Source organism: Rhodocytophaga rosea (assembly GCF_010119975.1).
Lineage (GTDB): Bacteria > Bacteroidota > Bacteroidia > Cytophagales > 172606-1 > Rhodocytophaga > Rhodocytophaga rosea.
This window is the reverse complement of record NZ_CP048222.1, coordinates 7022908-7044908: the sequence shown is the minus strand read 5'-3', so window position 1 is coordinate 7044908 and position 22001 is coordinate 7022908. Positions and strand designations below refer to the sequence as shown.

25 protein-coding genes and 1 pseudogene are annotated in these 22001 nt (G+C 39.8%); 11 read left to right on the top strand and 15 right to left on the bottom strand.

Annotated elements, in window-relative coordinates; genetic code table 11:
* Positions 1–61 precede the first annotated feature (61 nt).
* On the top strand, positions 62–1009 hold the full coding sequence (locus GXP67_RS29155) for an MlaD family protein (protein ID WP_162446402.1): 948 nt from the start codon (positions 62–64) through the stop codon (positions 1007–1009).
* 513 nt (positions 1010–1522) lie between these two features.
* Here GXP67_RS29155 and GXP67_RS29150 read toward each other — a convergent pair.
* The 10 genes from GXP67_RS29150 to GXP67_RS29105 form a co-directional block, all read right to left on the bottom strand.
* Positions 1523–2230: an SDR family oxidoreductase gene (locus tag GXP67_RS29150; RefSeq protein ID WP_162446401.1), complete on the bottom strand. Its 708-nt coding sequence runs from the start codon at positions 2228–2230 to the stop codon at positions 1523–1525.
* Between the two features lie 112 nt (positions 2231–2342).
* A complete protein-coding gene (locus GXP67_RS29145; RefSeq protein WP_162446400.1) occupies positions 2343–3596 on the bottom strand; it encodes a hypothetical protein in 1254 nt (417 codons plus the stop codon).
* A gap of 92 nt (positions 3597–3688) precedes the next feature.
* Complete coding sequence (locus tag GXP67_RS29140; protein WP_162446399.1) at positions 3689–4453, bottom strand: Stf0 family sulfotransferase; 765 nt, start codon at positions 4451–4453, stop codon at positions 3689–3691.
* A 144-nt stretch (positions 4454–4597) separates the two neighbouring features.
* The gene (locus tag GXP67_RS29135) at positions 4598–6040 is read right to left on the bottom strand and encodes an amidohydrolase family protein (RefSeq protein ID WP_162446398.1); all 1443 of its coding nucleotides are present in this window, start codon (positions 6038–6040) and stop codon (positions 4598–4600) included.
* Between the two features lie 47 nt (positions 6041–6087).
* A complete protein-coding gene (locus GXP67_RS29130) occupies positions 6088–6474 on the bottom strand; it encodes a DUF1398 domain-containing protein (RefSeq protein WP_162446397.1) in 387 nt (128 codons plus the stop codon).
* 101 nt (positions 6475–6575) lie between these two features.
* Positions 6576–7016: a hypothetical protein gene (locus tag GXP67_RS29125; protein ID WP_162446396.1), complete on the bottom strand. Its 441-nt coding sequence runs from the start codon at positions 7014–7016 to the stop codon at positions 6576–6578.
* A gap of 177 nt (positions 7017–7193) precedes the next feature.
* Positions 7194–7826, bottom strand: coding sequence for a hypothetical protein (locus GXP67_RS29120; protein WP_162446395.1), 633 nt, complete (start codon positions 7824–7826; stop codon positions 7194–7196).
* A 114-nt stretch (positions 7827–7940) separates the two neighbouring features.
* Entirely contained in the window at positions 7941–8408 is a 468-nt protein-coding gene (locus GXP67_RS29115; protein WP_162446394.1) for a hypothetical protein, read from the bottom strand.
* 124 nt (positions 8409–8532) lie between these two features.
* On the bottom strand, positions 8533–9039 hold the full coding sequence (locus GXP67_RS29110; protein WP_162446393.1) for a TlpA disulfide reductase family protein: 507 nt from the start codon (positions 9037–9039) through the stop codon (positions 8533–8535).
* A 207-nt stretch (positions 9040–9246) separates the two neighbouring features.
* A complete protein-coding gene (locus GXP67_RS29105) occupies positions 9247–10032 on the bottom strand; it encodes a porin family protein (protein ID WP_162446392.1) in 786 nt (261 codons plus the stop codon).
* A 222-nt stretch (positions 10033–10254) separates the two neighbouring features.
* On the opposite strand from GXP67_RS29105, the gene GXP67_RS29100 reads away from it, so the two are divergent.
* From GXP67_RS29100 to GXP67_RS29075, 6 genes are all read left to right on the top strand, one after another.
* Positions 10255–10686 (top strand): helix-turn-helix domain-containing protein, encoded by a 432-nt coding sequence (locus GXP67_RS29100; protein WP_162441276.1) that lies wholly within the window; start codon positions 10255–10257, stop codon positions 10684–10686.
* Positions 10687–10691: 5 nt separating this feature from the next.
* On the top strand, positions 10692–11300 hold the full coding sequence (locus GXP67_RS29095; protein WP_232064508.1) for an IS630 family transposase: 609 nt from the start codon (positions 10692–10694) through the stop codon (positions 11298–11300).
* 594 nt (positions 11301–11894) lie between these two features.
* On the top strand, positions 11895–12623 hold the full coding sequence (locus GXP67_RS29090; protein ID WP_162448090.1) for an MlaE family ABC transporter permease: 729 nt from the start codon (positions 11895–11897) through the stop codon (positions 12621–12623).
* A 148-nt stretch (positions 12624–12771) separates the two neighbouring features.
* A complete protein-coding gene (locus GXP67_RS29085) occupies positions 12772–13530 on the top strand; it encodes an ABC transporter ATP-binding protein (protein ID WP_162446391.1) in 759 nt (252 codons plus the stop codon).
* A gap of 634 nt (positions 13531–14164) precedes the next feature.
* A complete protein-coding gene (locus GXP67_RS29080; protein WP_162446390.1) occupies positions 14165–15229 on the top strand; it encodes a hypothetical protein in 1065 nt (354 codons plus the stop codon).
* Between the two features lie 166 nt (positions 15230–15395).
* Positions 15396–15740 carry a hypothetical protein gene (locus tag GXP67_RS29075; RefSeq protein WP_162446389.1) on the top strand — a complete coding sequence of 115 codons (345 nt, stop codon included), beginning with the start codon at positions 15396–15398 and terminating at the stop codon, positions 15738–15740.
* Between the two features lie 203 nt (positions 15741–15943).
* Here the strand turns inward: GXP67_RS29075 and GXP67_RS29070 are convergent, their stop codons facing one another.
* Positions 15944–16357, bottom strand: coding sequence for a DUF3592 domain-containing protein (locus GXP67_RS29070; RefSeq protein ID WP_162446388.1), 414 nt, complete (start codon positions 16355–16357; stop codon positions 15944–15946).
* Between the two features lie 52 nt (positions 16358–16409).
* A complete protein-coding gene (gene cysC / locus GXP67_RS29065; RefSeq protein ID WP_162446387.1) occupies positions 16410–17006 on the bottom strand; it encodes an adenylyl-sulfate kinase in 597 nt (198 codons plus the stop codon).
* 54 nt (positions 17007–17060) lie between these two features.
* On the opposite strand from cysC, the gene cysQ reads away from it, so the two are divergent.
* The 3 genes from cysQ (at position 17061) to GXP67_RS29050 (ending at position 18963) form a co-directional block, all read left to right on the top strand.
* The gene (cysQ, locus tag GXP67_RS29060; RefSeq protein WP_162446386.1) at positions 17061–17849 is read left to right on the top strand and encodes a 3'(2'),5'-bisphosphate nucleotidase CysQ; all 789 of its coding nucleotides are present in this window, start codon (positions 17061–17063) and stop codon (positions 17847–17849) included.
* 12 nt (positions 17850–17861) lie between these two features.
* A complete protein-coding gene (gene mnmD, locus GXP67_RS29055) occupies positions 17862–18545 on the top strand; it encodes a tRNA (5-methylaminomethyl-2-thiouridine)(34)-methyltransferase MnmC2 (protein ID WP_162446385.1) in 684 nt (227 codons plus the stop codon).
* Between the two features lie 76 nt (positions 18546–18621).
* Entirely contained in the window at positions 18622–18963 is a 342-nt protein-coding gene (locus GXP67_RS29050) for an NTF2 fold immunity protein (protein WP_162446384.1), read from the top strand.
* Between the two features lie 7 nt (positions 18964–18970).
* On the opposite strand, the gene GXP67_RS29045 is transcribed toward GXP67_RS29050, so the two are convergent.
* The 3 genes from GXP67_RS29045 to GXP67_RS29035 form a co-directional block, all read right to left on the bottom strand.
* Positions 18971–19651 (bottom strand): hypothetical protein, encoded by a 681-nt coding sequence (locus tag GXP67_RS29045; protein ID WP_162446383.1) that lies wholly within the window; start codon positions 19649–19651, stop codon positions 18971–18973.
* Between the two features lie 148 nt (positions 19652–19799).
* Positions 19800–20342: a CvpA family protein gene (locus GXP67_RS29040; protein ID WP_162446382.1), complete on the bottom strand. Its 543-nt coding sequence runs from the start codon at positions 20340–20342 to the stop codon at positions 19800–19802.
* Positions 20343–20459: 117 nt separating this feature from the next.
* Positions 20460–20915 (bottom strand): GatB/YqeY domain-containing protein, encoded by a 456-nt coding sequence (locus GXP67_RS29035; RefSeq protein WP_162446381.1) that lies wholly within the window; start codon positions 20913–20915, stop codon positions 20460–20462.
* Between the two features lie 268 nt (positions 20916–21183).
* Between GXP67_RS29035 and GXP67_RS29030 the strand changes: the two are divergent.
* A pseudogene (locus GXP67_RS29030) lies at positions 21184–21899 on the top strand (pyridoxine 5'-phosphate synthase).
* Positions 21900–22001 lie beyond the last annotated feature (102 nt).

Sequence of the window (22001 nt, the reverse complement as noted above, 5' to 3'; positions counted from 1 at the left end):
TAAACTGGCTCCGGAAAACCGGATTCCGCATAACCAAATTATATAATTAAATTTTACTTGTGTGAAAATATCCAAAGAAGTAAAAGTAGGCCTGCTTGCCATCGTTTCAGGTATAGTGCTCTACCTGGGTTTTAATTTCCTGAAAGGAGTAGATTTTTTTTCCCCCAATAACAGTTATTATGCCGTATATGATAATATAGATGGACTCACTGTTTCCAATCCGGTTACGCTGAACGGACTAGCTGTCGGACGGGTGAAAGAGATTACCATTCTGCAAAACCGGAACAACAAGCTGCTGGTCACTTTAGATATTGACCGCAAGATAGCCCTGAGCGATTCTACCACAGCGATGCTTGCCAGCAGTGGAGTATTGGGAGGTAAATATATTAACCTGATTGTAGGCCCAGTTACCCGTGTAAAAGAATCGGATGATACACTGCGGAGTGCCAAAGAGCAGGGAATTGCTGAGATCATTCAGGCTAAAGCTACTCCGCTTGCCCAAAATCTGGATTCTGCTATTCATAATATTAACCAGCTGGTGAAGCAATTCCAAGGGGTTACCCAAACCATTGATGCCACCTTACTAAGCATGAAAAAAACGTCCTCTTCGCTGAACAATACACTGGATAGTAATGATGATGCCATTAAAGGTATCATGAGCAATCTGAATACCTTGTCAACTACACTCAATGACAGCCGTACCGGTATAAAACCCATCATGCGCAACCTGAACAATTTTACCGATACCTTGCAGCGGATGCAACTAGCCAAAGCGGTAGATAACGCCAACGCTTCAATTGCCAGCCTCAACCGGACCTTGAATCAGATTAATGAAGGCCAGGGGACTTTAGGTAAATTGGCTAAAAACGATTCTTTATATACGAATCTTAACAATGCTGCCGAGGACCTGGATAGTTTGTTTATTGATGTAAAGGCAAACCCGGGACGCTATATACGCTTTTCAGTGTTTGGCGGAGGAAAAGATAAGAAGAAGAAAGACAAGAAGTAAATTCTCTGGTTAAACCGGAATTTTCTCAGCATTTTATATAAGCGTAGCCATAAACAGGTTGCGCTTTTTTGTGGCTAAGCATGATTACTGGCATTTAGTCATGAATACATTAAAAACATATCCTGTCAGCAGGAAAAGGCTGGCTGGAATCCTATTTGCTTGCTGTTCCTCGCAGGATAATTTTAATGGTATTCTCTTTAGCCGCCTGCCACAGGCGTTTTCAGAAAGCATTACGCCAGAACGTTTTTGCTTTATTCATTGCAATGATTGAGGAGAAAAAATCTCGCTGCCAGAAAGCGTAGGCGTACATTTTAAAGGGAAAGCCTTGAGATGGGTTACTTAAGGCATGTTCTTTTCACCGTTTGCCGGTAAGCGAAAACAGGCCGGATAACTGGCCAGTAGTTAACTTATTGCCGGAAGTTTGACCCATAATAATTAAAACTAATCTACCCGAAATAGAGAAGTATTCGTTCAGTTTTCTCTTCTCATTCCCCAGATTTCCGCAGTATTACCCTACAGGTCTCCCAGTTGCGGACGGATGAGGATTTCTTCTACAACCGATTGTCTGGAGAGGGCAAAGGCATTGTACATAGATTCAGCTACGTCTTCAGCCTTCATAAAGCGTTCAGCTGGCAAATCTACCCCTTCCCAGCTGGCAGTAAGGGTTGCTCCCGGAAGTACTGCTGTGACCCGGATACCAAAAGGTTTCATTTCTTCCCGCAATACTTTGGTGAGGCCATAAAGGGCGAATTTGGTAATGCTATAGGCCCCTCCATTAGGATAAGCCATAATACTGGCAATGGAACAGATATTAAACACATAGCCATCCTTCCTTTCCATCATGCCTGAAATTAAATGCCTGGTAAGATAATAGGCGCTATACAGATTGGTATCCATCATATTTTCCAGTGTACCTTCCGGCTCATTGTGTATTTGTCCCGGCACAAAATACCCGGTATTATTTACCAGTACATCTATATTTCGTTGCAGCCCCAATACAAAACCGGCAAAACGGTTCACCTCTTCTTTTTTTGACAGATCGGCTTGCCGGGCAAAAAGCTGTATGGAGGGAAAGGCTAGCTTGATTTCCCGCTGTAGCTGCTGCAGATCCTGCGCATTACGGGCACAGGTTACTACATCAAAGCCGTTCCGGGCAAATGTCTCAATTATTGCCCGGCCAATTCCTTTAGTGCCGCCTGTTACCACAATTAATTTGTTCATAGCTACTGCTTTTGGTTATAGTTATTTGTTGCTGGTTGCTAGTAAATATAGTTTGTGATTTTTAATCATGTATAAGAACTTTTTGTAGCTTTAGTATACGACAGTAATAATACTACCTGATATAATATTCAACGCGTGGGATTCCATATTCAGCCTCATGAAAATCCTTCCATAAATAAAAAATATCAAAAACTTCATTTCCCCGAGAATCTATAAACCGTGGTTCCCAAACTTCTCCTTCACGATCCAATTTCATTTTCCAGTCACCATTTCCTTTCTTTTTATTGTACTCACCAATATAAGCCAAAATAGGATGGATAAGTAATCGAAAAAACTCTTCGCCTCCATAATTCCATTTAATTGATTCACTCAAAATTTGCAAGCACTCTTCTGAAAAATTAAGTCTTTCTGGGTCGAAGTTTAATAGGACAGGTAATTTTTTAATTTCTTCAAACGTATGATTTGGAAAATATTTTCCATACTTATCTGAAAGTTTTTTGTAGATATGTACTCCATTTCTTAATTCTGGATTTGAGTCAAATTCTTTTCTCCATTTAAGTTTATTCTGGTAGTCTTTATCAAAATCTTCCTTTGTCATAAAAATATATACCTCACCAATACCAATCTTGCCTGTACGACCTACATTTAACTGGTTAAAATCTTGCATTAATATATAATACCCATAAGAAGATTTATAAAGAATACTTGTAAAATGGGAATGGTACTGTATATCATACAGCTCTACACCTAATTGATGCATTCTTATTATCTCCTCTGCTTCTTCTGGATAAACAAAGTAGTCGTTGATGTTATATTCTGTAGGTAACTTCCCTTTAATGAAATCTTCTCTTCCAGATTCGCCACGTTTTGGATAATGAATATTTAACACATAATCATTATCAAATGCTAATGCATCTATATCTTCATACAGATAAGCTTCATCTTCATATAGGATAATTACTTGATTGTTATATAGATGAAAAACTTTGAATGCATAAAAACCCTCAAATTCAGACTTATATTGTTTTAAGTGTTGTCCTTGCAATTCATTAATTAAACGGTCTGCCTCCTGTCTGACGAGTTTGAAATAATAAGATATTCTCTGGTGAAGAAAACCAACTTGATTTTTAATAAACTTTACTGATTTCATTTGTTGAAAATCGGCAATGGTATTCACTATAATGCCTTGACGGTCATAAAACTCAATAATAATCTGGTTTGAATCAAGCAAATAGGTACGGCCTGTTAAATCCTTATACAAATCTGGTTTTATGATATAGTTGTGTCCCTGAATTATATGTTTAAGTTTCTTTCCATTTAATATCTGAGCTTCTACTTCAAAACTGTTTGGATATACTATTTTCATCCTACATAAAATTACTTATAGAATACTTTTTTTATTTTGCATCAATTGTAGAAATATTTATATATATACCTATCCAGATGTTAATATTCTTTTCACCAGATCACATTCTTCCAATCTTTTTGTAGTTCTTTTCTAAACCGTTCTACCCACTCCTCAGATACCTCGTCGGAAAGCGGCTCATAATAAGGTTCGTGAATAGGATACTCTGCCTGTGTAATCCCCAGGAAAGTAATCACCTTGCGGATGGTGTGTGTATATTCTTTGATAAAATCTTCATACACGATGGTGAGGGGCACTATGTTTCCATCTTCCAGAAATGCCTGAATTTTGCTTTCCCGGAGCGAAATTTCTATGAACAGATGCCTGATTGCTTCGAAATTATATTGTTCCCTGAGATTATCATTAAACAGTTGTTTCTCCTCTCCTTTTACCAGATGCCATTGCCGGGTAACAATCGCTTTCCACCAGGAAACCGCTTGCCTGACTTTATTTCTCCGGGTGAGAAATATGTGTTTTCCATGAGGAAAAGCATTTTCCCATATCTCAGAGTGAGCAAGAGTCGTTGACCCAGCGCCAGGAATCTGGGCCAACTCCCACATGATGGAATCATTTTCTTTTCGCGGAGCATTGGCCTTAAGTCCAAACACACCATTAGGAGTTGTGCCCTGTAGCCAGAGCTTATTTTGCAGGTCTAAATAATCATTAGCCTGATAAAATTCCAGCAATGTATTACTAGGAGGAATTTCTACCCATTCTCCAGGTTTACCTGCAATTCCTGTAGATTTTAAAGCTTCACAAAGCAGGGTGCTTCCGTTGCGCTGACTAAACCAGATCGTATAGGAAATGGTGGGTTTCATGCTATTTTTATTTATAATTTGTAAGAATGGAACAAACACTGCCTCACACCAGGTCAAATAAGTTAAATAATGCTATTGAACTAAGATTCCAAGGGTATAATTTCGATCAGGGCTTGTTCTTGCCTATTGCTGCCAAACAATACTTTAGTAGTCTCTTCTTTTGTTCCAGTCATAATCATTTTTGGCAGCTTGATTACGCTTGGAGAGGCCGGAAAGCATAGCCTGGCTCGTGGACCGGTCCACCCATCTGCCATTGACAAAAACTCCCCTGATTTTTCTGGTGTTTGTTATATCAGTGAGTGGGTCAGCATCAAGCAAAATCAGGTCTGCCCGTTTGCCTACTTCGATGGTTCCCACTTCGTTATCGATACCAAGCCAACTGGCAGGCAAACGGGTGGCTGAGGCGAGCGCTTCCAGGGGTGTCATTCCGGCTTTTACCAACAATTCGATTTCATCATGAACGGCAAATCCAGCCATTACTCCAGAAACGCCAGTGTCAGTGCCGACCACAATCGGTACTCCGGCTTTTTTAAAAGCCCGTACCAATTTAACATTGAAATCAACCAGTTGCCCGATATGAGCGACACGTTCCGGGCTTGTGTCCCTGTTATAATTATTAGCTGTCAGCCATTTACTCTGCAAAAGCGGATGCACATATTGAAGTAATGGAGAAGCACGAAGTTCGTCTAGTGAACGCACCTGAGTTAAAATCCGCTCCATGGTTGTTAAGGTAGGCGACAGCCAGGTTTCATTCTTTTTGGCAAGCTGTGCAAAACGCTGCGCATCCCCTTCGCTATATTCATTTGTCTGTTTCGAAAATTCCTCTCCATGCGCCACCATTCCAAAATGTGGCACAAAGGCTTGTTCCAGCCTGCCTTTAAATGCATTAGGAATATGTCCGATGGTTTTTAATCCCTGCTTCTTAGCTTCATCAATAATAGCCTGATATGTCTCTACATTCAGATCAGAATATACCTTGATGAACTCGTAGCCTTCGGCTTTGGCACTGCGAACAGCTTGACGACCATCGGAGGCGGTATTTACTACTCTTCCTGATCCTTCCCCTCCATTAATAAGCGCTGCCAGTGCCATATGCGGCCCAATCACATCGCCCCTGGCTATTTCGTTTCTTTGGCCAAAGTGTTCAGCTTTAGCTGTGAGTTCGAAAATTGTAGTAACTCCATTCGCAATGTAAGGCGTCATCATATCTTGTGTATCAAAAAATAGAGTAGCTCCTTGCGTCGGGCGTGCCGGACCAAAATGCATATCTGTTGGTACATGCACATGCATATCAATAAGACCAGGAATAAGCCATTTTCCTTTACCATCAATGATTTCAGCTTCAGCAGGAATGGGCCCATTGAGCGATACAATCCGTTCATTTCTAATGATCACCGTAGCATTGGGCAGTATGTTACCTCCGGATGTCATCGGGATAACATTCACTTGTTGAATAGCAAACACTTTTTGACTGGCTTTCTTTTCCGGAGAATGTTCCTTCAGCGGTGGTGATGAAGGCGTGCAGCGAAATGTGAGCGAAAAAAGAAGAATGCACAGAAAAAGACGGCAGGAATTTAGGTATGGCATGTGGTATGGATTAGCAGGCAAATTTGCATGCGTAGTTTATGCTTTTTTCACTCAATCTCTTCCACCAATACTTTATTCCCATCTTTACCATAATAGGTAATTGTCTTATGAATGGTGTCAAATGTCCATTTTTCAATTCCGCTCTCAGCTAATCCCCTTGACATTTCCAGATAATCTATTTTGCCCTGCTCATGTAAATGTAATTGCGTATGCATACTTTCCGCATTGCTAGTATGGGTAATTTCCAATGTCTTATGCACAGAAGGAGAAACTATTTTTTCATTGTTCTTTCCATAATATTCTGAATGCCCATCGGTTAGGAATGAATCATATTTCACTACGCCAATAGCTTCCAGCGCCTGCAGGTATTGAGCCAGGGTTGCTTGTTTTCCAAGACGTTCATGTATGTCGTTTATCTGACTGAGGGTGAACATGCGTTTGTATATGGTTTTTGTTTACATTATAAAACTGGCCATCTCCGCAAAGTATCAGGTTCAAGTTCTTTTCTCCTGATGTCCAGGGGATGAAATGCTTTTTATTGAATTGGTTTTATAACATAATACCATTCTCTTTTGTCATTTTCCTGCTTTTCCACAGAAAAAACTGCTGTATTATATTGCCCCACATAAGTATCTTTATTGATTTCAAAAAAAGTACTTCCATTTTCTATTTGTTCGGGATATGGAAAATATTCTTCGTGATAAACTACTTTCCCTTTGTCAACAAAAATTATTCGGTCTCCAACGTCTTTCCACTGCTTATAAGGAACACCCAATATCTTTTCAATGTATTCCAGATTTGCCTGAACCGAAAAAATGTAAACCTTTTCCCACTTGAAATTTGTCACCTGCTTAACTTGTTGGATACACTTATCTTTCTCCTTACACTTGCTATAAAGCTTTTCTGCAATGCTCTCATCCATACAACTTGTCAGGAAAATGAATAAAACGAGAAGCTGCCCAGATACTGCTCTCATAGGTTTTCAAGACCAATCTGATAGATGATATTTATTTTATAATCGCACATTTGTTTACCAATATATTGCTTTTCTCCTGCTTGTGCACAATACACCAAGTGCAGCCGACATTGTCCTCATACGTTAATTATGTGCTTGGGTGACCCGGTTGACGGTCAAATTTGTAGTTGCCAGTAGCTATTCTTTTAGTTGTGTTTCGAAAATCTTCTTTATGGCCACATAGTCTTTCAGTTCTTGTACATCCGCATAAAACTCTGCATAGGATTCAGAGCTATGAAAAGAGTAAATTCTAGATTTATCGCCAATTTTGAACTCCACTGTATAGACAGTTCCATCGGTAACAAGAAGTTTATGTTCAACTTCCCAGCCGTTTTTTATTGTAACCTTCCTCATTTTGGGCTTGAGTTCCTCTTGGTCTGGTAATCTTGTCAGATTATTTTCAAGGAGTAAACTAAAAAGTGCATCAAACCCTGATTTAGGGTTCAGTTTATATCTTCTAATCTTAATCCTTGGGTGGTTTGTTTCTTTAAAAAGAATTCCTTCCCATGTATTTTTATTTAGTTTTATAATTCTCAAATCCCTTGTATGAGTCAATAGTGTATGTGCATAAAATCTTATTTCTACATCATTGCTTGATCCTACTATTGGCTTTATTCTAATTCGCTCTTCAAAATCCTTATTTGGCGATCTACTTAAAGAGTCAGACTGTATACCATCTGTTTCAATTCTACTTACACCCCGAATTTCTACTTGTGGATAGCTTTTCGTAAAGACTAAAAATAACAGAAGTGAAAATCCAATTTTTTTCATAATTCAATTACTGGCAATAGAGCACAAAGCTCTCATACTGCTTGCATGCTGATCCATTGCACTGATGACAATAGTTGTCATAGGGTTAAGTGTTGATGGCTTTTATGATTTATGCTATTGTTCCCCCCAAAGGACATTCTCTTCTATTATAAATTCATATTTACTTAGATTCTGATACAACTCATAGAAGGAATTTGCCTGGCTGATTGCAGCTTCTACGCCATCCATATCTGTGAATGATGCAATAACATAATCACTGTTGCGAACACACGCAATGATTACCTCTTTTAACTCTTCCAATTGATACACACCCTGGTTTGTCCACTCTGGCTTAACTATTATTATCGGGCTAGGCAACGTATACAACAGAAGTTTTTTTGAAAAGCTAACTTCGAATTGATTTGATTGGTTTGAAGTTAGCCGATAAGTCCACTTATTGCCATTCCCGTCAAAGGCCACTTCTTGATCGGTTGGTCTGATCGTACCAAAAGGTGTAGGCTGAGAAAGATCAACCTCTGTTGGTATTATATTTAACACCCTATTATTGTAAACCATTACAAGAGGATAAGTAGGCTGTGTCATAGTTTTGATTTTATTTGAATGTCTTCAATGAATCAATTGCAAATCAGTTGGTTGTGCTTAGGTAATGTGTCGATATGATATGGTTGGCAGTTTACAGAGTATTAGCAGCAGGTATTTAAGGCTCTTATTTTGATAAGGATTCAGATAAGAGTTTTTCAAATGCAGGCCCATTCTCCTTCTCAAAAATAGTTTTACATTGATTATATACAACCCTGTTTTCTTTGTCGATAACAATGGTAGTAGGCATGCATTGAATTTGAAAGAACTCATTCCCTTTCATCCCCAGAAAATCTACATTCCCCAAAATTGGATAATCAATGGGGTGTTTACCTAACCAATCTTTTATTTTTTCTTCCTTGTTCATTGTTACAGAAAGGAATACTAATTTATCATTCTTTGTTCGGTGATAAATCTTATTTAAATCTGCTCTTTCTTCTTCACATCCAGTGCAACCAATATTCCAGAAATTGAGCACTATAACTTTACCCTTATACTTTTCCAGATTTACTTCTACACCATCTATGTCTTTGAAGATTAAAGGCGAAGCTTGAGTATTGATCACAAAGTTTCCTTTTTGTGCATGAGCAAATAAGTTGAAGCCAAACAATAAAAAAATCAATAGATATTTCATGATTTTAAGCGGTTAGTTAACTAATTAATCGTTTTTCAGGAAGTATTTTCCTATTTGGAATTATAATTTATTAATCTCATTGTATATCTTAATTCTCCCTTGCAAACTAAACACAAACCCCACATACCCATGCTTCTACTAAAGCTCTAGATTTAGTAGTGGGTTAAGTGTTCTATGCCGGTCTTTTCTTGCGTTTTATGGTTTGATTTAATTTGTCTTTCCAACAGGGATCATATAGCCAAGGCTAAAAACAAAAGTTCGGCTTTTCATATCAGCAGGTCGGTTTACATCAACTTTTATCTCTCCCAGATATGGGTGGGGCTCTGTAATAACAATTTTATGATGCCTGATCAGATGAGTCACTCCTCGTCCATAACGGACATCTGCAAAAAGCATCCCTTTGCCTACCTGCAAGCCTATACCTGTTCCTATTTGTATGCCTAGGTCTACTCGGTTATAACCCTTTGGATAAAAATAGGCATCCTCTCCGGTATATTGATCAGGTTTTACTTTAAATAGTATTTTGCCCTCTTGCTTAATACCTGGTTGGTTATTGCCCTCGATTTGACTGGTATAGTTCCCGCCCAATGCAACACCTATGGATTCACCTGCCATAAAATAATATTTGAGTGCACCCTTACCAAATGTAGCTTTAAATAGTAAGGGAATTTCTAAGTAGTTGATTTTATATTTGCTATCAATCTGGAGGGCTAAATCGATAGGCGTGTTTGTGGGAGTATCGGTTCGTCTATAGTGAGCGCCTTTTTGAATATAATTCACTTCTGTTTGAAGTGAGAAGATAGTGCTCTGTGGAATAGGAATGTGTACACCAAGACCTGATGCAAAGCCTACCATAAATTCTTTATCTTCCACATTATTTAGTTGATAAGTGCCAAGGGTCAGGCCAAATTTAGGTATCAAAGATACTTGTGCAAAAGCAGGAAAGACAAAAGTAAGCAAGCATACGGCAAAAAGTAAGAGTTGTTTATTCATATTGTAGGTTTGAACTTATTTTTATTTCTAATATCTCTTTCTGTCTATATTAAGGCCCAAATGTGGATACACAACTCTTTTAGCAGTTGCATTTATTTCTTAATCCAGGAAAATAAACACACCCATATGCCAGCGGCACAAGAATAAAATTTATGTCGGCAGCTTGCTATAAGTAAGAGTACACAATTAAGTATAAGATTTTGGCAAATTGTATCTTTGCTTATGCGTTATATCAAGAAGATTACAGACAAGCAAAAACAAGACTTAGAGAAGATTCATAAAGATAGTAAAAGTTATCAGGAACGTAACCGTTGCCAATGTATACTGTTATCCAATCAAGGCTATCAAGTACAGAAGTTAGCAAGCATTTTTCAAGTAAGTCAGTTAAGTATTTATAAGTGGTTTGATCGCTTTGAGAAAACAGGTGTGGTAGGGTTAAAGAACCAAAAAGGGAAAGGCAGAAAACCCATCCTTACTACCAGTAATGCTACCCATGTTGAAGTAGTGGAAAATAGCATAGAGAAAGAAAAACAACAACTTAAATTAGCTAAGCGAGAGATAGAAGCTAAATTAGGCACGGCTATGAGTGAGATGACCTTGAAGCGGTTTTTAAAAAAATTGACTACCGATGGAAACGTTTCCGTAAATGGATAAAGCCATTGCAAAACAAAGAAGCATATGAGCAGAAAGTCAAGCGATTACATGCTTTGCTTTATTTGGCACAGACAGGCAGTATAGATTTATATTTTGGAGACGAATCAGGGTTTTGCCTTACCCCTTGTGTACCTTATGGATGGATCAAAAAAGGCGAACACGCCCCTATTTTATCCCAAAGAAGTACAAGGATAAATGTATTTGGCTTGTTAAGTACAAATAATGAGTTGCTTACTTATCAGAAAAGTGGGAGTCTAAACGCTGACTTTATCATTGAATGTGTAGAGGCCTTCTCAACATCTATTTCCAAGTTTACTGTCATAGTCTTAGACAACGCCTCCTGGCATACATGTGGCCTATGGGAAGTCAAAAAAGAAGAATGGGAACAGAAAGGATTATACATCTTTTTGCTGCCTAAGTATAGTCCTCATCTTAACAGGATCGAACGATTTTGGAAGCAGGTGAAATATCATTGGCTCAAAGCCGAAGACTATCTGTCTGTAGAAGCGCTTAAGGAGGCACTTTATACCATCTTTTCAGGATTGGGTACTTACTTTAAACTTGATTTTAAAAAACTTGAAGTAGATGAAAATATTATACTTAATTGTGTTTAATTACTTAGCTATCTCTATTTATCTAATTCAGGCTCCTGTATTCTGCTTGATCTTGAGAGTATAACGCTGACCTCTGAGTGTGCATTTCTTAACCTGAAAAGTATTTTTCAGAGGCTGAGCTAACAATTCTTACAGCGATGGATTCATTGCTTACTCCGAAGCGTTCATCCCATACATTTACTATTCATTGTTTAACCGGAAGCCTATATTGCTTAACCTGAATGATGCATCTCCTACATTTAAGCGTTCATTGCTCAACGCGAATCTGGCATAGCACCAGGCAATTCTGACAACGCTTCATAATGAGTATCCAATTTCTTTAGTAAATAGTACTACTTATGTTGCTGAGCGTCTAAAGATGAACATCAGGTATACTTTGCTGAAGGGGGCATGACTAAAACCTGGCATTTACAACCTAATACTTACACCTGCGTATGTGAATATTTCTGAAATATACTTGTTTGTTAAGCAAAATAATCCAATTGATTTGTATTTTAGCGCAAGCGCCTTTACGGCACATACCTGCTGTCCGAAAAATCACGTGATGCGTAACATAAACCTAATTAATCCAGCCTTTATTATATGATAAGTTTGATTGCTCAGCTCGGCAAGTACCTTACATTTATGGGAAATCTTTTCTCAAACCGCGAAAAATTCAATGTATATATAAACCGGGTGGTAGATGAATGTATCCTGATCGGAATAGACTCTATCTTTATTGTGGTGATCGTTTCCTCGTTTATCGGGGCAGTAACCGCCGTACAAACGGCTTATAACCTGGTAAGCCCTTTGATTCCGACCTACGTTATTGGCCTTATCGTTCGCGATATGACGGTTCTGGAACTCGCCCCAACCATTACATGTGTGGTACTCTCCGGAAAAGTGGGCTCCAACATTGCTGGTGGCCTAGGTACGATGCGTATCACCGAGCAAATTGATGCACTCGAAGTAATGGGAATTAATGCGGCTTCTTACCTGGTACTTCCCAAAGTCATAGCTTCTATTATCGTATTCCCAATGCTTGTGATTCTATCGGGATTCCTGAGTATTTTCGGAGGATATCTTTCCGGTACACTTACCGGCGTGATTACACCGCAGGAATATATCTACGGTATCCGCGCAGATTTTAACGCATACAATGTAACCTTTGCACTCATTAAATCAGTGGTTTTCGCTTTTCTGATTTCTTCTATATCGTCTTTCCAGGGATTTTATACCAGAGGCGGAGCCTTGGAAGTAGGAAAATCGAGTACCAATGCGGTTACCAATAGCTGTATTGCTGTGCTGCTGGCAGATTTCATTCTGGCTCAGCTTCTGCTATAAAGTTCAACAGGAGTTTAAATGGTAACACAAAGTCAGTGTGTTTGGAAGCAGGAAACGAAGTAGTTTCCTTTATCTCCTCGCAATAGGGGAATTCTGAAAATACATATCTGGTTATATTTCTAACCAATACTCATTACAGATACAGCGTATGATTGAGATTAAAGACATTCGCAAAACCTTTAACGGCAAAGAAGTACTGGCTGGCATCAGCGGCAAGTTTAAAGACAGCGATACCAGTTTGATTATTGGCGGCAGCGGAACAGGTAAAAGCGTATTGCTCAAATGTATCGTGGGCCTGATTAAGCCCGACAGCGGCAACGTTTTCTTTGATGGCCGGGATTTTATCAATGGCGACCGCAATCTGCGTACAGAAGTCCGCCGGGAAATGGGGATGCTCTTTCAGGGAAGTGCTTTGTTTGACTCCAAGACCGTAGAAGAGAATGTGATGTTTCCTCTCGATATGCTTACGCCCATGAGCCGCCAGGAAAAACTCGACCGGGTGAATTTTTGTCTCAAACGCGTAGGTCTGGAGAATGTAAACCTGCGGATGCCTTCTGAAATCAGCGGAGGTATGCAGAAACGGGTAGGCATTGCCAGAGCAATCGTAATGAATCCGAAGTATCTCTTTGTAGACGAGCCTAACTCCGGCCTCGATCCGCTTACCGCTGTAACCATAGATGAGCTTATCAAGGAAATTACTGACGAATACAAAATGACTACTATCGTTGTTACCCATGACATGAACTCTGTGATGGGAATCGGGGAGTATGTGATGTTTTTATACAAAGGCCGCAAAGTCTGGGAAGGCGACAGCAATAACATTATTGATACAGATGTACGGGAATTGAAAGAATTTTTATTCGCCAACAAGTTTATAAAGAGTATTAAGGAGAATGAGCAGAGTTAGATAGGGTATGTTTTTGATTGAGAAGTTATTTTTAGAGTCTGTTTGCGACAAATAACTATCTTGTTCTATTCATACGCCGTCCTTACTTTTATTTTGCTTGCCCAAAATAAAAGTAACAAAACACTTGTGAGGCGAGAGCCGAAGCAAGCGAATGTAGTTCTGGCAAAATGAAAAACGCTTCAACACTCATGGCTCACGCGCACCCCGCTTTTCATTTTTCCTCCCGCGCATGGATTTTTTTTGATTTTAGTTTTATGTTCATTTTTTCTCTTTCTAACATTTTACTTCAATAATTATCTAAAAAGTTACTCAATATATACTCTGTAATGAGTGTAATACCTACCATACTGCTCATTACAGCTTTAGATGATGAAAGAGTGCGGTGGGTGGTGCAGCAATAGCGCGGACTTTTTTGGCCTTTTGCGAGGGCCGGAGGATTGTGCGATGATTTTATCTGGCGTGAAAAAAGTCTCTGTTGGTGCTGCCCTTTTGTTTTGTTACTTTTATTTTGGGCAAGCAAAATAAAAGTAAAGACGGCCTGAGCTATCATCAACTTAATTCTAAATCTTTTCAATCATTCTTTGCATTCTATAATTGAACACTCTTGACTTTCTAATATTGTTATGGCTAATAAATGAATAAAATAGTATTTCTTGTATTTGTGCTTCTCTCCTTTCCCTCCATCGCTCAGGTGATTAATGATGATATTGCGAAACGCCTGGTATTACAGTCTAATACTACCCTTACTTCCAATACCACCAACTGCACCGTTCAATGGAGTTGTGTAGATACTAAAGCCGTAACTGGTTGCATTCTTTTCCACAACGACCAGTGGTTTGAGTTTACAACTAAACAAGCTGGCACCTATTACCTCACCATTACCAACCAGGCTTGCCGGGATATACGGGGCGTACAGGCACTAGTGATTGATGGCGAAGCTTGTAAACCTTCCACGTATACACATCTCGTTTGTTATTCCACCGGTTACCAGGATGATATTTCGCTCACGCTTGACAGTTTACAGGCGAACCATACCTACCTGGTGAATATAGACGGGTATCTGAATGATTTCTGCCAGTTTGAACTTACCTTGCGCACCCGGATGCCGGATTTTGCGGTGACTAGCTTACCCCAACCTGTAGAAACTATGGCTCAGGCACAGGATAGTCTGGTGCAATTGCAATGGATGCTACCAGATTCCTTACGGGACGAACTAACCGGGTTTTACATCCTGCGCCGCCATCAGTCAGAAAAGAAATCTTTGGAACTCACTCGTTTTGCTGCGGTAACTAATACCTTTGGCTCCAGGCAAAATAGCTATACTCACACCGATACGGTACAAAAGGAAGGCATGTATACCTATAAAATTATTGGAAGTACCAGCCAGCAAAAAAATTATCTGCTTAAAGAAGTAAATATTCAGATTCATCCGCTTCCAAAAGCCAAACCTGCACCGGAAGATATATTGACAGTAGAAGTTCCCATCCGCAAAAAGATGAACGTTCAGATTCTGCTAATCAATGCCTCTACCGATAAACTGCTGAAAAAAGCATATATGCTTACCTCTTCTAAAAACAAAAACCTGATCCGCTTTGATATAGCTGCTTTCCGGAAAGAAGGCATCCGGAACTATAAAGTTCTGGTGCAGGAAATAGAAAATCCAAAGGGCTATTCTAAAACTTTTTTCTTTGAGCAATAGTAATAATCTTTGAGACGGATTGTTTTTTCAGCGAAGTAAAATAGTATACAACGAATGCATGATTTTTGCTCTGAGATCGTTATTACTTTGCCAGAAACATCTTGTTTCCAAGGTTTTACCCGTCCTCATTTACTGAATCTATGTATAGACTTTAACCAGACTTCCTATGAAAAAGCTACTTCCTTTATTCCTGCTGATTTTATCTGTTGGTTTGCTTTCCTGCCAGCGCCAACTCGACGATGATGACCTGGTCTACCGGGGTGACTGGGATTCTAAAACGTATGCCTTGCAAATCTACAGCAATGGATATGGCGTCTGTAATACCAGAAAGTGGGGCGGCTTAACCTGCGAAGGATATGTTACGGTCAGAAGTGATAAGATTGTATTTACCAGCAACAAAGAAACTTCTTCGCTTCCCCGTAAAAAATTTGATATAGATGAACGCCCGCAGATAGATGCCAATGGAGTTACATTCATGATTCTCGACGGCGAACGCTTTGAGAGAAGGTAAGTAATGGTTGTTGGTTGTTCGTTATTAGTTACTGGCAAATCATGATGAATTAATTTCATGTTTGTGATTTAAACATAGGCAATATATACCTGACAATCAATAACGAACAACCAACTTAACATAAACCCTCACATACCCTGCCTTTGCTTAGGTTTTAGCTTAGATAGCAGGGTTTAGTGTTAGCAGCATAGTTTATTTTATAATTATGTTTTGGGTGTCCCTGATTCATAGGTTAAATTAATAATAGAAAAAAGATCTAACAAGGAGAGTATTAACAATACTATTGCAAAGTATATTCCACCTTTGGATGCAACACCATCTTCTTCCACAGCCTCTTGAGGGTTATCTTCATTGTAAAGCAATTCTATTTGATCATTTATTATTGGTTTATCCATAGAAGATACTCCTTCAAATTTGACCACTTCACCTTTAATAGTTTTAAATTCAATTATGGGATGATAAAAGGTTCCATCATCTACTTTTTCAATTATATCTACAATTATACCGGTAGTTTTTATTCCATTATTTTTCAATCGCTTCTCCTGTTTATATCGCTTAAAAGATATTATTGAAAAAAAAGCTCCTCCTATGAACAAAACTAATCCACCTGAAGTCATTCCATATTATTTTTACTATCTCTACTTGCTGCTAACAACGAAATAAATACAATTAGCTTATCTGGATTCTGGGTAAAATCGCCTGCAATAATTCCTGTGTACAAGTTGGGAGGTCTTTCTGATCGGTGCGAAGTTCCAGGAAGGGCTGTTCAGGGGCTTCGAATGGCGCATCGAGTCCGGTAAAATTCTTGATCTCGCCTTTTCTCGCTTTGGCATATAAGCCTTTCACGTCCCGACGTTCGCATTCTTCAAATGGCGCATTTACATATACTTCCAGGAAATCTTCTTGTCCGATCACACCTGCTGCCAGTTCCCGGATTTGTTTAGTGGGACTTATAAAGGAGCAAATCGTGATAATACCACAGTTCAAAAACAGTTTTGCAGTTTCTGCTGATCTGCGGATGTTTTCCAGGCGGTCGGCTTCGCTGAAGCCCAGGTTGTTGTTGATGCCTGTTCGGAGGTTGTCACCATCCAGTAGCTGCGTGAGAAAGCCTTGCTGATGAAGGGATTTCTCCACCTCTTTGGCTATCGTACTTTTACCGGAGCCAGACAATCCGATCATCCAGATGACAACGGATTTTTGTTGAAGCAATTGCTCTTTATGCTGCCTGGAAAGTACTTTATCGAATATGGGATGAATGTTTTGCAAAAGTCTTAGGGATTTATTCTCGCAAAAGTATTACAAATATTGTAATATTACAGGATGTCAAGCACAGAAAGCCTCCTTCCCCGATCAATAGACGTTACTTCCATAAATGAACTGGCTATACAAGCCGGGATAAAAATTATGGAAATATATGGTTATGAAGATTTTTCTTCCATTACCCAGCTGAAAGCAGACCAGTCGCCGCTTACCCTGGCCGACCATGAATCTGATGAAATTATTACTGCAGGCCTGCAGTCAATGTATCCGCAGATTCCGATCATTTCTGAAGAAGGAAAACATACGGCTTACGAAATCCGGAAAGACTGGACAGCTTTCTGGCTCGTAGATCCGCTGGATGGTACCAAGGAATTTATTAAGCGCAATGGAGCCTTTACTGTAAATATAGCCCTTATCGTAAATAAACAGCCTGTCATTGGGGTGATTTATGCCCCGGTACTACAAACCTTGTATTATGGGATGGTGGGTACTGGCGCTTTTAAGCAAGAAGAAAAGCAGGAACCAGTAGCTATTCAGGTAAACCGTAAAAAAAATCAACTGACCGCTGTAGGAAGCCGTTCACATGCTGATCCGGCAGAAGAGGAAGTGTTAAAGCCATATGATGTGGTGGAGACAATTTCTATTGGGAGTTCACTGAAGTTCTGCCTGGTGGCTGAAGGAAAAGCGGACATTTATTACCGGCATGGGCCTACCATGGAATGGGATACTGCTGCCGGACAAGCCATCCTTACCGCCGCTGGTGGGAAAGTACTGGATGCTTCCGGCGACATTTTTACGTACAATAAACTTTCTTTAGTGAACGGTAGTTTTTTATGTCAAGGATTTTAACGCCCGCTTGGTATGCCAATTGAGATTCGCCTGACAAGCGATGGTTCCCACACCTTATACAATTCTGACCTGGACGAAAGTTATCACTCTGTACATGGAGCCGTACAGGAGTCAATGCATGTATTTATTAAATCTGGTCTGGATTATATGCTGGAGGTAAAACGGGATATCTGGGTGCTGGAAGTGGGAATGGGTACCGGGCTGAATGCCTGGCTCACGATAAACCAGGTGTTGCATTCCGATGCCAAAGTACATTATGTAGCGGTTGAACCCCATCCGGTAGACATCTCGCTCGTTGATCAGCTGAATTATCCGCAGATGCTGCATACGACAGAGTACCGCAACCGTTTGTTTCAACAGCTGCACCGGACAGAATGGGAGAAATTCATATCGCTTACTCCTGAGTTTGAGTTACGGAAAATGCCCTATACGCTGGAAGATTTTAAACCGATGTGGATTTTCGACCTGATCTATTTTGATGCCTTTGCTCCTTCCAAACATCCGCAGATCTGGGAAAAACCCATGCTGAAAAAGCTTTATGATATCACCACTCCAGGAGGTATATTGCTTACTTACAGTGCCAAAGGCCAGTTTAAACGGGATTTGAAAGAAACCGGATGGCTGGTAGAAACCCTTCAGGGACCTCCCGGCAAAAGAGAAATGACCAGAGCAACTAAGCCTGTTAGTGGCGAATGAGTGATTGAATTACAGAATTACACAAGGTCACAATGAATAAACTATTGATCGCCATAATACTGGGGATTCTATTGTCTTGCGAGAAAACACCTCCTATAAAATTACTTCACAAATTTCTGAAGACAGTACCTATGCAAAGGAATTCATAAAGCGTTCTCTGGAAACCAAGGGTTTACTTCTTGCAGGAATGAAACCTATTATTAAAGACAAACAAGCTGCTATAGCCGTTGCAGAAGCCATACTGTTTCCTATATATGGCGAAGAAAATATTCTTAAGCAAAGACCTTATCAAGTATACAAAACAGAGCTGTACTGGGTAATCACCGGAACTTTACCGGAAGGGTACAAAGGAGGAGTCTTTGAAATTGCTATTGATGCAACCGATGCCAGGGTGATTGGTTTGACACATGGAAAATAAGAGCAACCTACCTTTTAACCACCTTTTCAAACGAATCCCAGGATTGCATTAACAAACGGCTAATTTCCTGCCAGTCTGATTCGGTTACGCCTCCGTTTACGGCTTTGATATCCCTGATGTGCATAGCTTGTGCCCGGAGTCTGGCATGCGCCATAAATTGAGAAGCAGGTTGATTATAAATCGATTCTGCTGTCTGGGCAAGAGCCGTTTCCAGGTCACCAGGCTGGTTATTAGCCCGTTGCCGGTGTATTATCCACCATTCCAGTTCATGCCTGGCGGCAGCAGTTACGTTAAATGATTCGTTGCTCATTAGTTCAATGTTTCCATAGAAATCAACCAAATAAGGTAAGGCTTTTTCATAGTCAGAGCGATTTTCTCCGTCTTTAAAAACAAAAGCAGCTTTGGCTGCCTGGTAGGCCATAAGGTACGATCTAAAAAAGGGGGCATGAAACTGCTTCCGCATGAGCTCTGCTAACTGGTTGAACAATACGACTGGTTTCCGGTCGTAATAGGAACGCCACATCTCAGTGTCCAGCCTGGCCACTTCTGTTGCCTCAAAATTCCGGATGTTGTTCTGTATGGGAATATAAATATCAGTCAGTATCCAAAGAAGCAAAAGAACGATACCAGCGAGTACAAACCGTATTGGCCTGAAAATGACGCGCACCGGTAAGGTTTCTGTTTTCATGATTTTAGAATTTCAGAAATATTGTGAATATCTCACATACGATAGCACATTAGCTACGGATTTGATGTATTATGCTTTATGATGAACCAGATCTATATAAACCTGGCTCAGAATAAGCTACATTTATTAGCCACAATCCGGCTTTTGATTAATCATTTATTTTCTGAAAGGTTTCTTTCACCGATTCAATCAGATCTTCGCCCATGGGGAACAGGAAAGAAGCTTTGCTGATGATGGTTGGCGCAATAGGACGGATTACCGGATAAATATAAGTTTCGGTAGTGGCATCAGATGGAATAATCACACCCACCGCATGAATCAGCCATAAAAAAACGCTGATCCCAAAAGCCCAGGTAAATATACCCACTATAGCTCCTGCCATGCTATCAAAACTACCGATCAGCGTATATTGCAGCGTTTTACGGAGCAGACTTCCCAGCTTATTTACCATGAAAATAATCGGGAAAAATATAATAGCAAAAGCAAAATACGGCAAAAAACGATTGGTACTCCCATTGCCTCCAAAATAGGGAGATAGCCAGTCTAAGCTAACATCCATCAATTTAAAACCAAGCACAACTGCCAGAATAAAGGCAAATACCGCAATAATTTCAAGCAGTAAGCCCCGTTTATAGCCGTTATACGCACCCAGCAGCAGCGGAAGCAGAATTAGTATATCAATTGTCTTCATAAGTACAAGGTTCGTAGGATAAATTAAAGGTCATTTGTAACAGGTCATGTATAGGTTAATCTATTTATTTACATAGGGTAAACCTATGACCAGCTACAAATGACCTTCAGCTAATACTCACAGCGAACTCAACAATTCTTTTACCTGAGCCGATACTACTTTTCCATCTGCCTGGCCAGCCAGTTCTTTGGTTGCTACACCCATTACTTTGCCCATGTCTGCCGGTCCTTTGGCACCTACCCTGCTAATAATATCGCGTAATTTTGCCTGTATATCGGCTACTGACAATTGTTTGGGCAGGTATCGCTCAATAATTTCCAGTTCCTGCAATTCAGCACTGGCCAGATCTTCCCGGTTCTGAGTTTTATAAATGTCTGCCGATTCCCTTCTTTGTTTGGCTGCTTTGGTGAGTAATTTCATTTCAGCATCCTGGGTAAGTTCACCGCCCGCTCCTTCTTTTGTTTCCTCCAGTAAGATCAGTGATTTGATTGCCCGTAAAGCCCGTAAGGCATCTTTGTCTTTAGCAAGCATGGCATTTTTAATGTCGCCTTCAATTTGTTGTTTTAAAGCCATAGGTTTTTAAGTGTTGAATGATAAATTTGTTTCTGGAACCTGGATTTATGGGATTATAAGATTCTCAGGATTTTATTTGTGTCATGATATAGAATCCTGTTTATCTCTAAATTTTAAAAATCCAGGTTTGAGAATAAACTTTTAAAAGAATGTAATTCGTAATTCGTAATTCGTAATTCGTAATTCGTAATTCGTAATTCGTAATTCGTAATTCGTAATTCGTAATTCGTAATTAATCTGCCTCAAAATTAGTATAAAATTAAAGTGAATGACTAAACTTAGCGTAAATATCAATAAAATTGCTACCCTGCGGAATTCTCGCGGACATAATAACCCGGATGTACTGAAAGTAGCCCAGGATTGTGAACGTTTTGGAGCCCAGGGAATTACAGTACATCCCCGCCCGATGAGCGCCATATCCGCTACCAGGATGTGCTGGATCTACAAAATCTGGTTACGACTGAATTTAATATAGAAGGGTATCCGGATAAACGATATATGGAGCTGGTTAAACGGGTAAAACCTACGCAGGCGACTCTGGTACCCGATAAACCAGATGCGATCACTTCTAATGCCGGATGGGATACGATCGATAATCAATCATTGCTTGAGGGAATTATATATGAACTCAAAAGTTTGGGCATCCGCACTTCCATTTTTGTTGATCCGGTAGAGAAAATGGTGGAAGGCGCAGCAAATACGGGTACCGACCGTATTGAATTGTATACAGAAAGTTATGCCAGACTGTATCTAAATAACCGTCAGCTGGCCATTGCACCGTATGTACGGGCGGCAAAAGTTGCCAATGATGCAGGACTTGGTATAAATGCCGGGCACGACCTGGATTTAGATAACCTGAGGTATTTGCAGCAGAATATTCCGGGCTTGCTCGAAGTATCTATTGGGCATGCTTTAATTTGTGATGCTCTGTATCTGGGTCTGGAAAATACCATTCAGTTATATCTGAAAGAACTGAATCAATAATAGTATGGAACCTGGATTACACAAATTAGAGGATTTACAGGACTTTAATAACCCTAATTCTGCTAATCCATTAATCCTGAAAATCCTGGTTCCAGATTATCT

Excerpts from the sequence above, each read along its gene's own strand:
- GXP67_RS29075 (WP_162446389.1), top strand. The coding sequence starts at position 15,396 with ATGAAAAAGCTACTTCCTTTATTCCTGCTGATTTTATCTGTTGGTTTG.
- GXP67_RS29130 (WP_162446397.1), bottom strand. The coding sequence starts at position 6,474 with ATGTTCACCCTCAGTCAGATAAACGACATACATGAACGTCTTGGAAAA.
- GXP67_RS29070 (WP_162446388.1), bottom strand. The coding sequence starts at position 16,357 with ATGACTTCAGGTGGATTAGTTTTGTTCATAGGAGGAGCTTTTTTTTCA.
- GXP67_RS29105 (WP_162446392.1), bottom strand. The coding sequence starts at position 10,032 with ATGAATAAACAACTCTTACTTTTTGCCGTATGCTTGCTTACTTTTGTC.
- GXP67_RS29150 (WP_162446401.1), bottom strand. The coding sequence starts at position 2,230 with ATGAACAAATTAATTGTGGTAACAGGCGGCACTAAAGGAATTGGCCGG.
- GXP67_RS29035 (WP_162446381.1), bottom strand. The coding sequence starts at position 20,915 with ATGGCTTTAAAACAACAAATTGAAGGCGACATTAAAAATGCCATGCTT.
- GXP67_RS29135 (WP_162446398.1), bottom strand. The coding sequence starts at position 6,040 with ATGCCATACCTAAATTCCTGCCGTCTTTTTCTGTGCATTCTTCTTTTT.
- GXP67_RS29125 (WP_162446396.1), bottom strand. The coding sequence starts at position 7,016 with ATGAGAGCAGTATCTGGGCAGCTTCTCGTTTTATTCATTTTCCTGACA.
- GXP67_RS29100 (WP_162441276.1), top strand. The coding sequence starts at position 10,255 with ATGCGTTATATCAAGAAGATTACAGACAAGCAAAAACAAGACTTAGAG.
- GXP67_RS29040 (WP_162446382.1), bottom strand. The coding sequence starts at position 20,342 with ATGAAGACAATTGATATACTAATTCTGCTTCCGCTGCTGCTGGGTGCG.
- GXP67_RS29080 (WP_162446390.1), top strand. The coding sequence starts at position 14,165 with ATGAATAAAATAGTATTTCTTGTATTTGTGCTTCTCTCCTTTCCCTCC.
- GXP67_RS29145 (WP_162446400.1), bottom strand. The coding sequence starts at position 3,596 with ATGAAAATAGTATATCCAAACAGTTTTGAAGTAGAAGCTCAGATATTA.
- mnmD (WP_162446385.1), top strand. The coding sequence starts at position 17,862 with ATGCCAATTGAGATTCGCCTGACAAGCGATGGTTCCCACACCTTATAC.
- GXP67_RS29115 (WP_162446394.1), bottom strand. The coding sequence starts at position 8,408 with ATGACACAGCCTACTTATCCTCTTGTAATGGTTTACAATAATAGGGTG.
- GXP67_RS29110 (WP_162446393.1), bottom strand. The coding sequence starts at position 9,039 with ATGAAATATCTATTGATTTTTTTATTGTTTGGCTTCAACTTATTTGCT.
- cysQ (WP_162446386.1), top strand. The coding sequence starts at position 17,061 with ATGTCAAGCACAGAAAGCCTCCTTCCCCGATCAATAGACGTTACTTCC.
- GXP67_RS29045 (WP_162446383.1), bottom strand. The coding sequence starts at position 19,651 with ATGAAAACAGAAACCTTACCGGTGCGCGTCATTTTCAGGCCAATACGG.
- GXP67_RS29140 (WP_162446399.1), bottom strand. The coding sequence starts at position 4,453 with ATGAAACCCACCATTTCCTATACGATCTGGTTTAGTCAGCGCAACGGA.
- GXP67_RS29120 (WP_162446395.1), bottom strand. The coding sequence starts at position 7,826 with ATGAAAAAAATTGGATTTTCACTTCTGTTATTTTTAGTCTTTACGAAA.
- GXP67_RS29085 (WP_162446391.1), top strand. The coding sequence starts at position 12,772 with ATGATTGAGATTAAAGACATTCGCAAAACCTTTAACGGCAAAGAAGTA.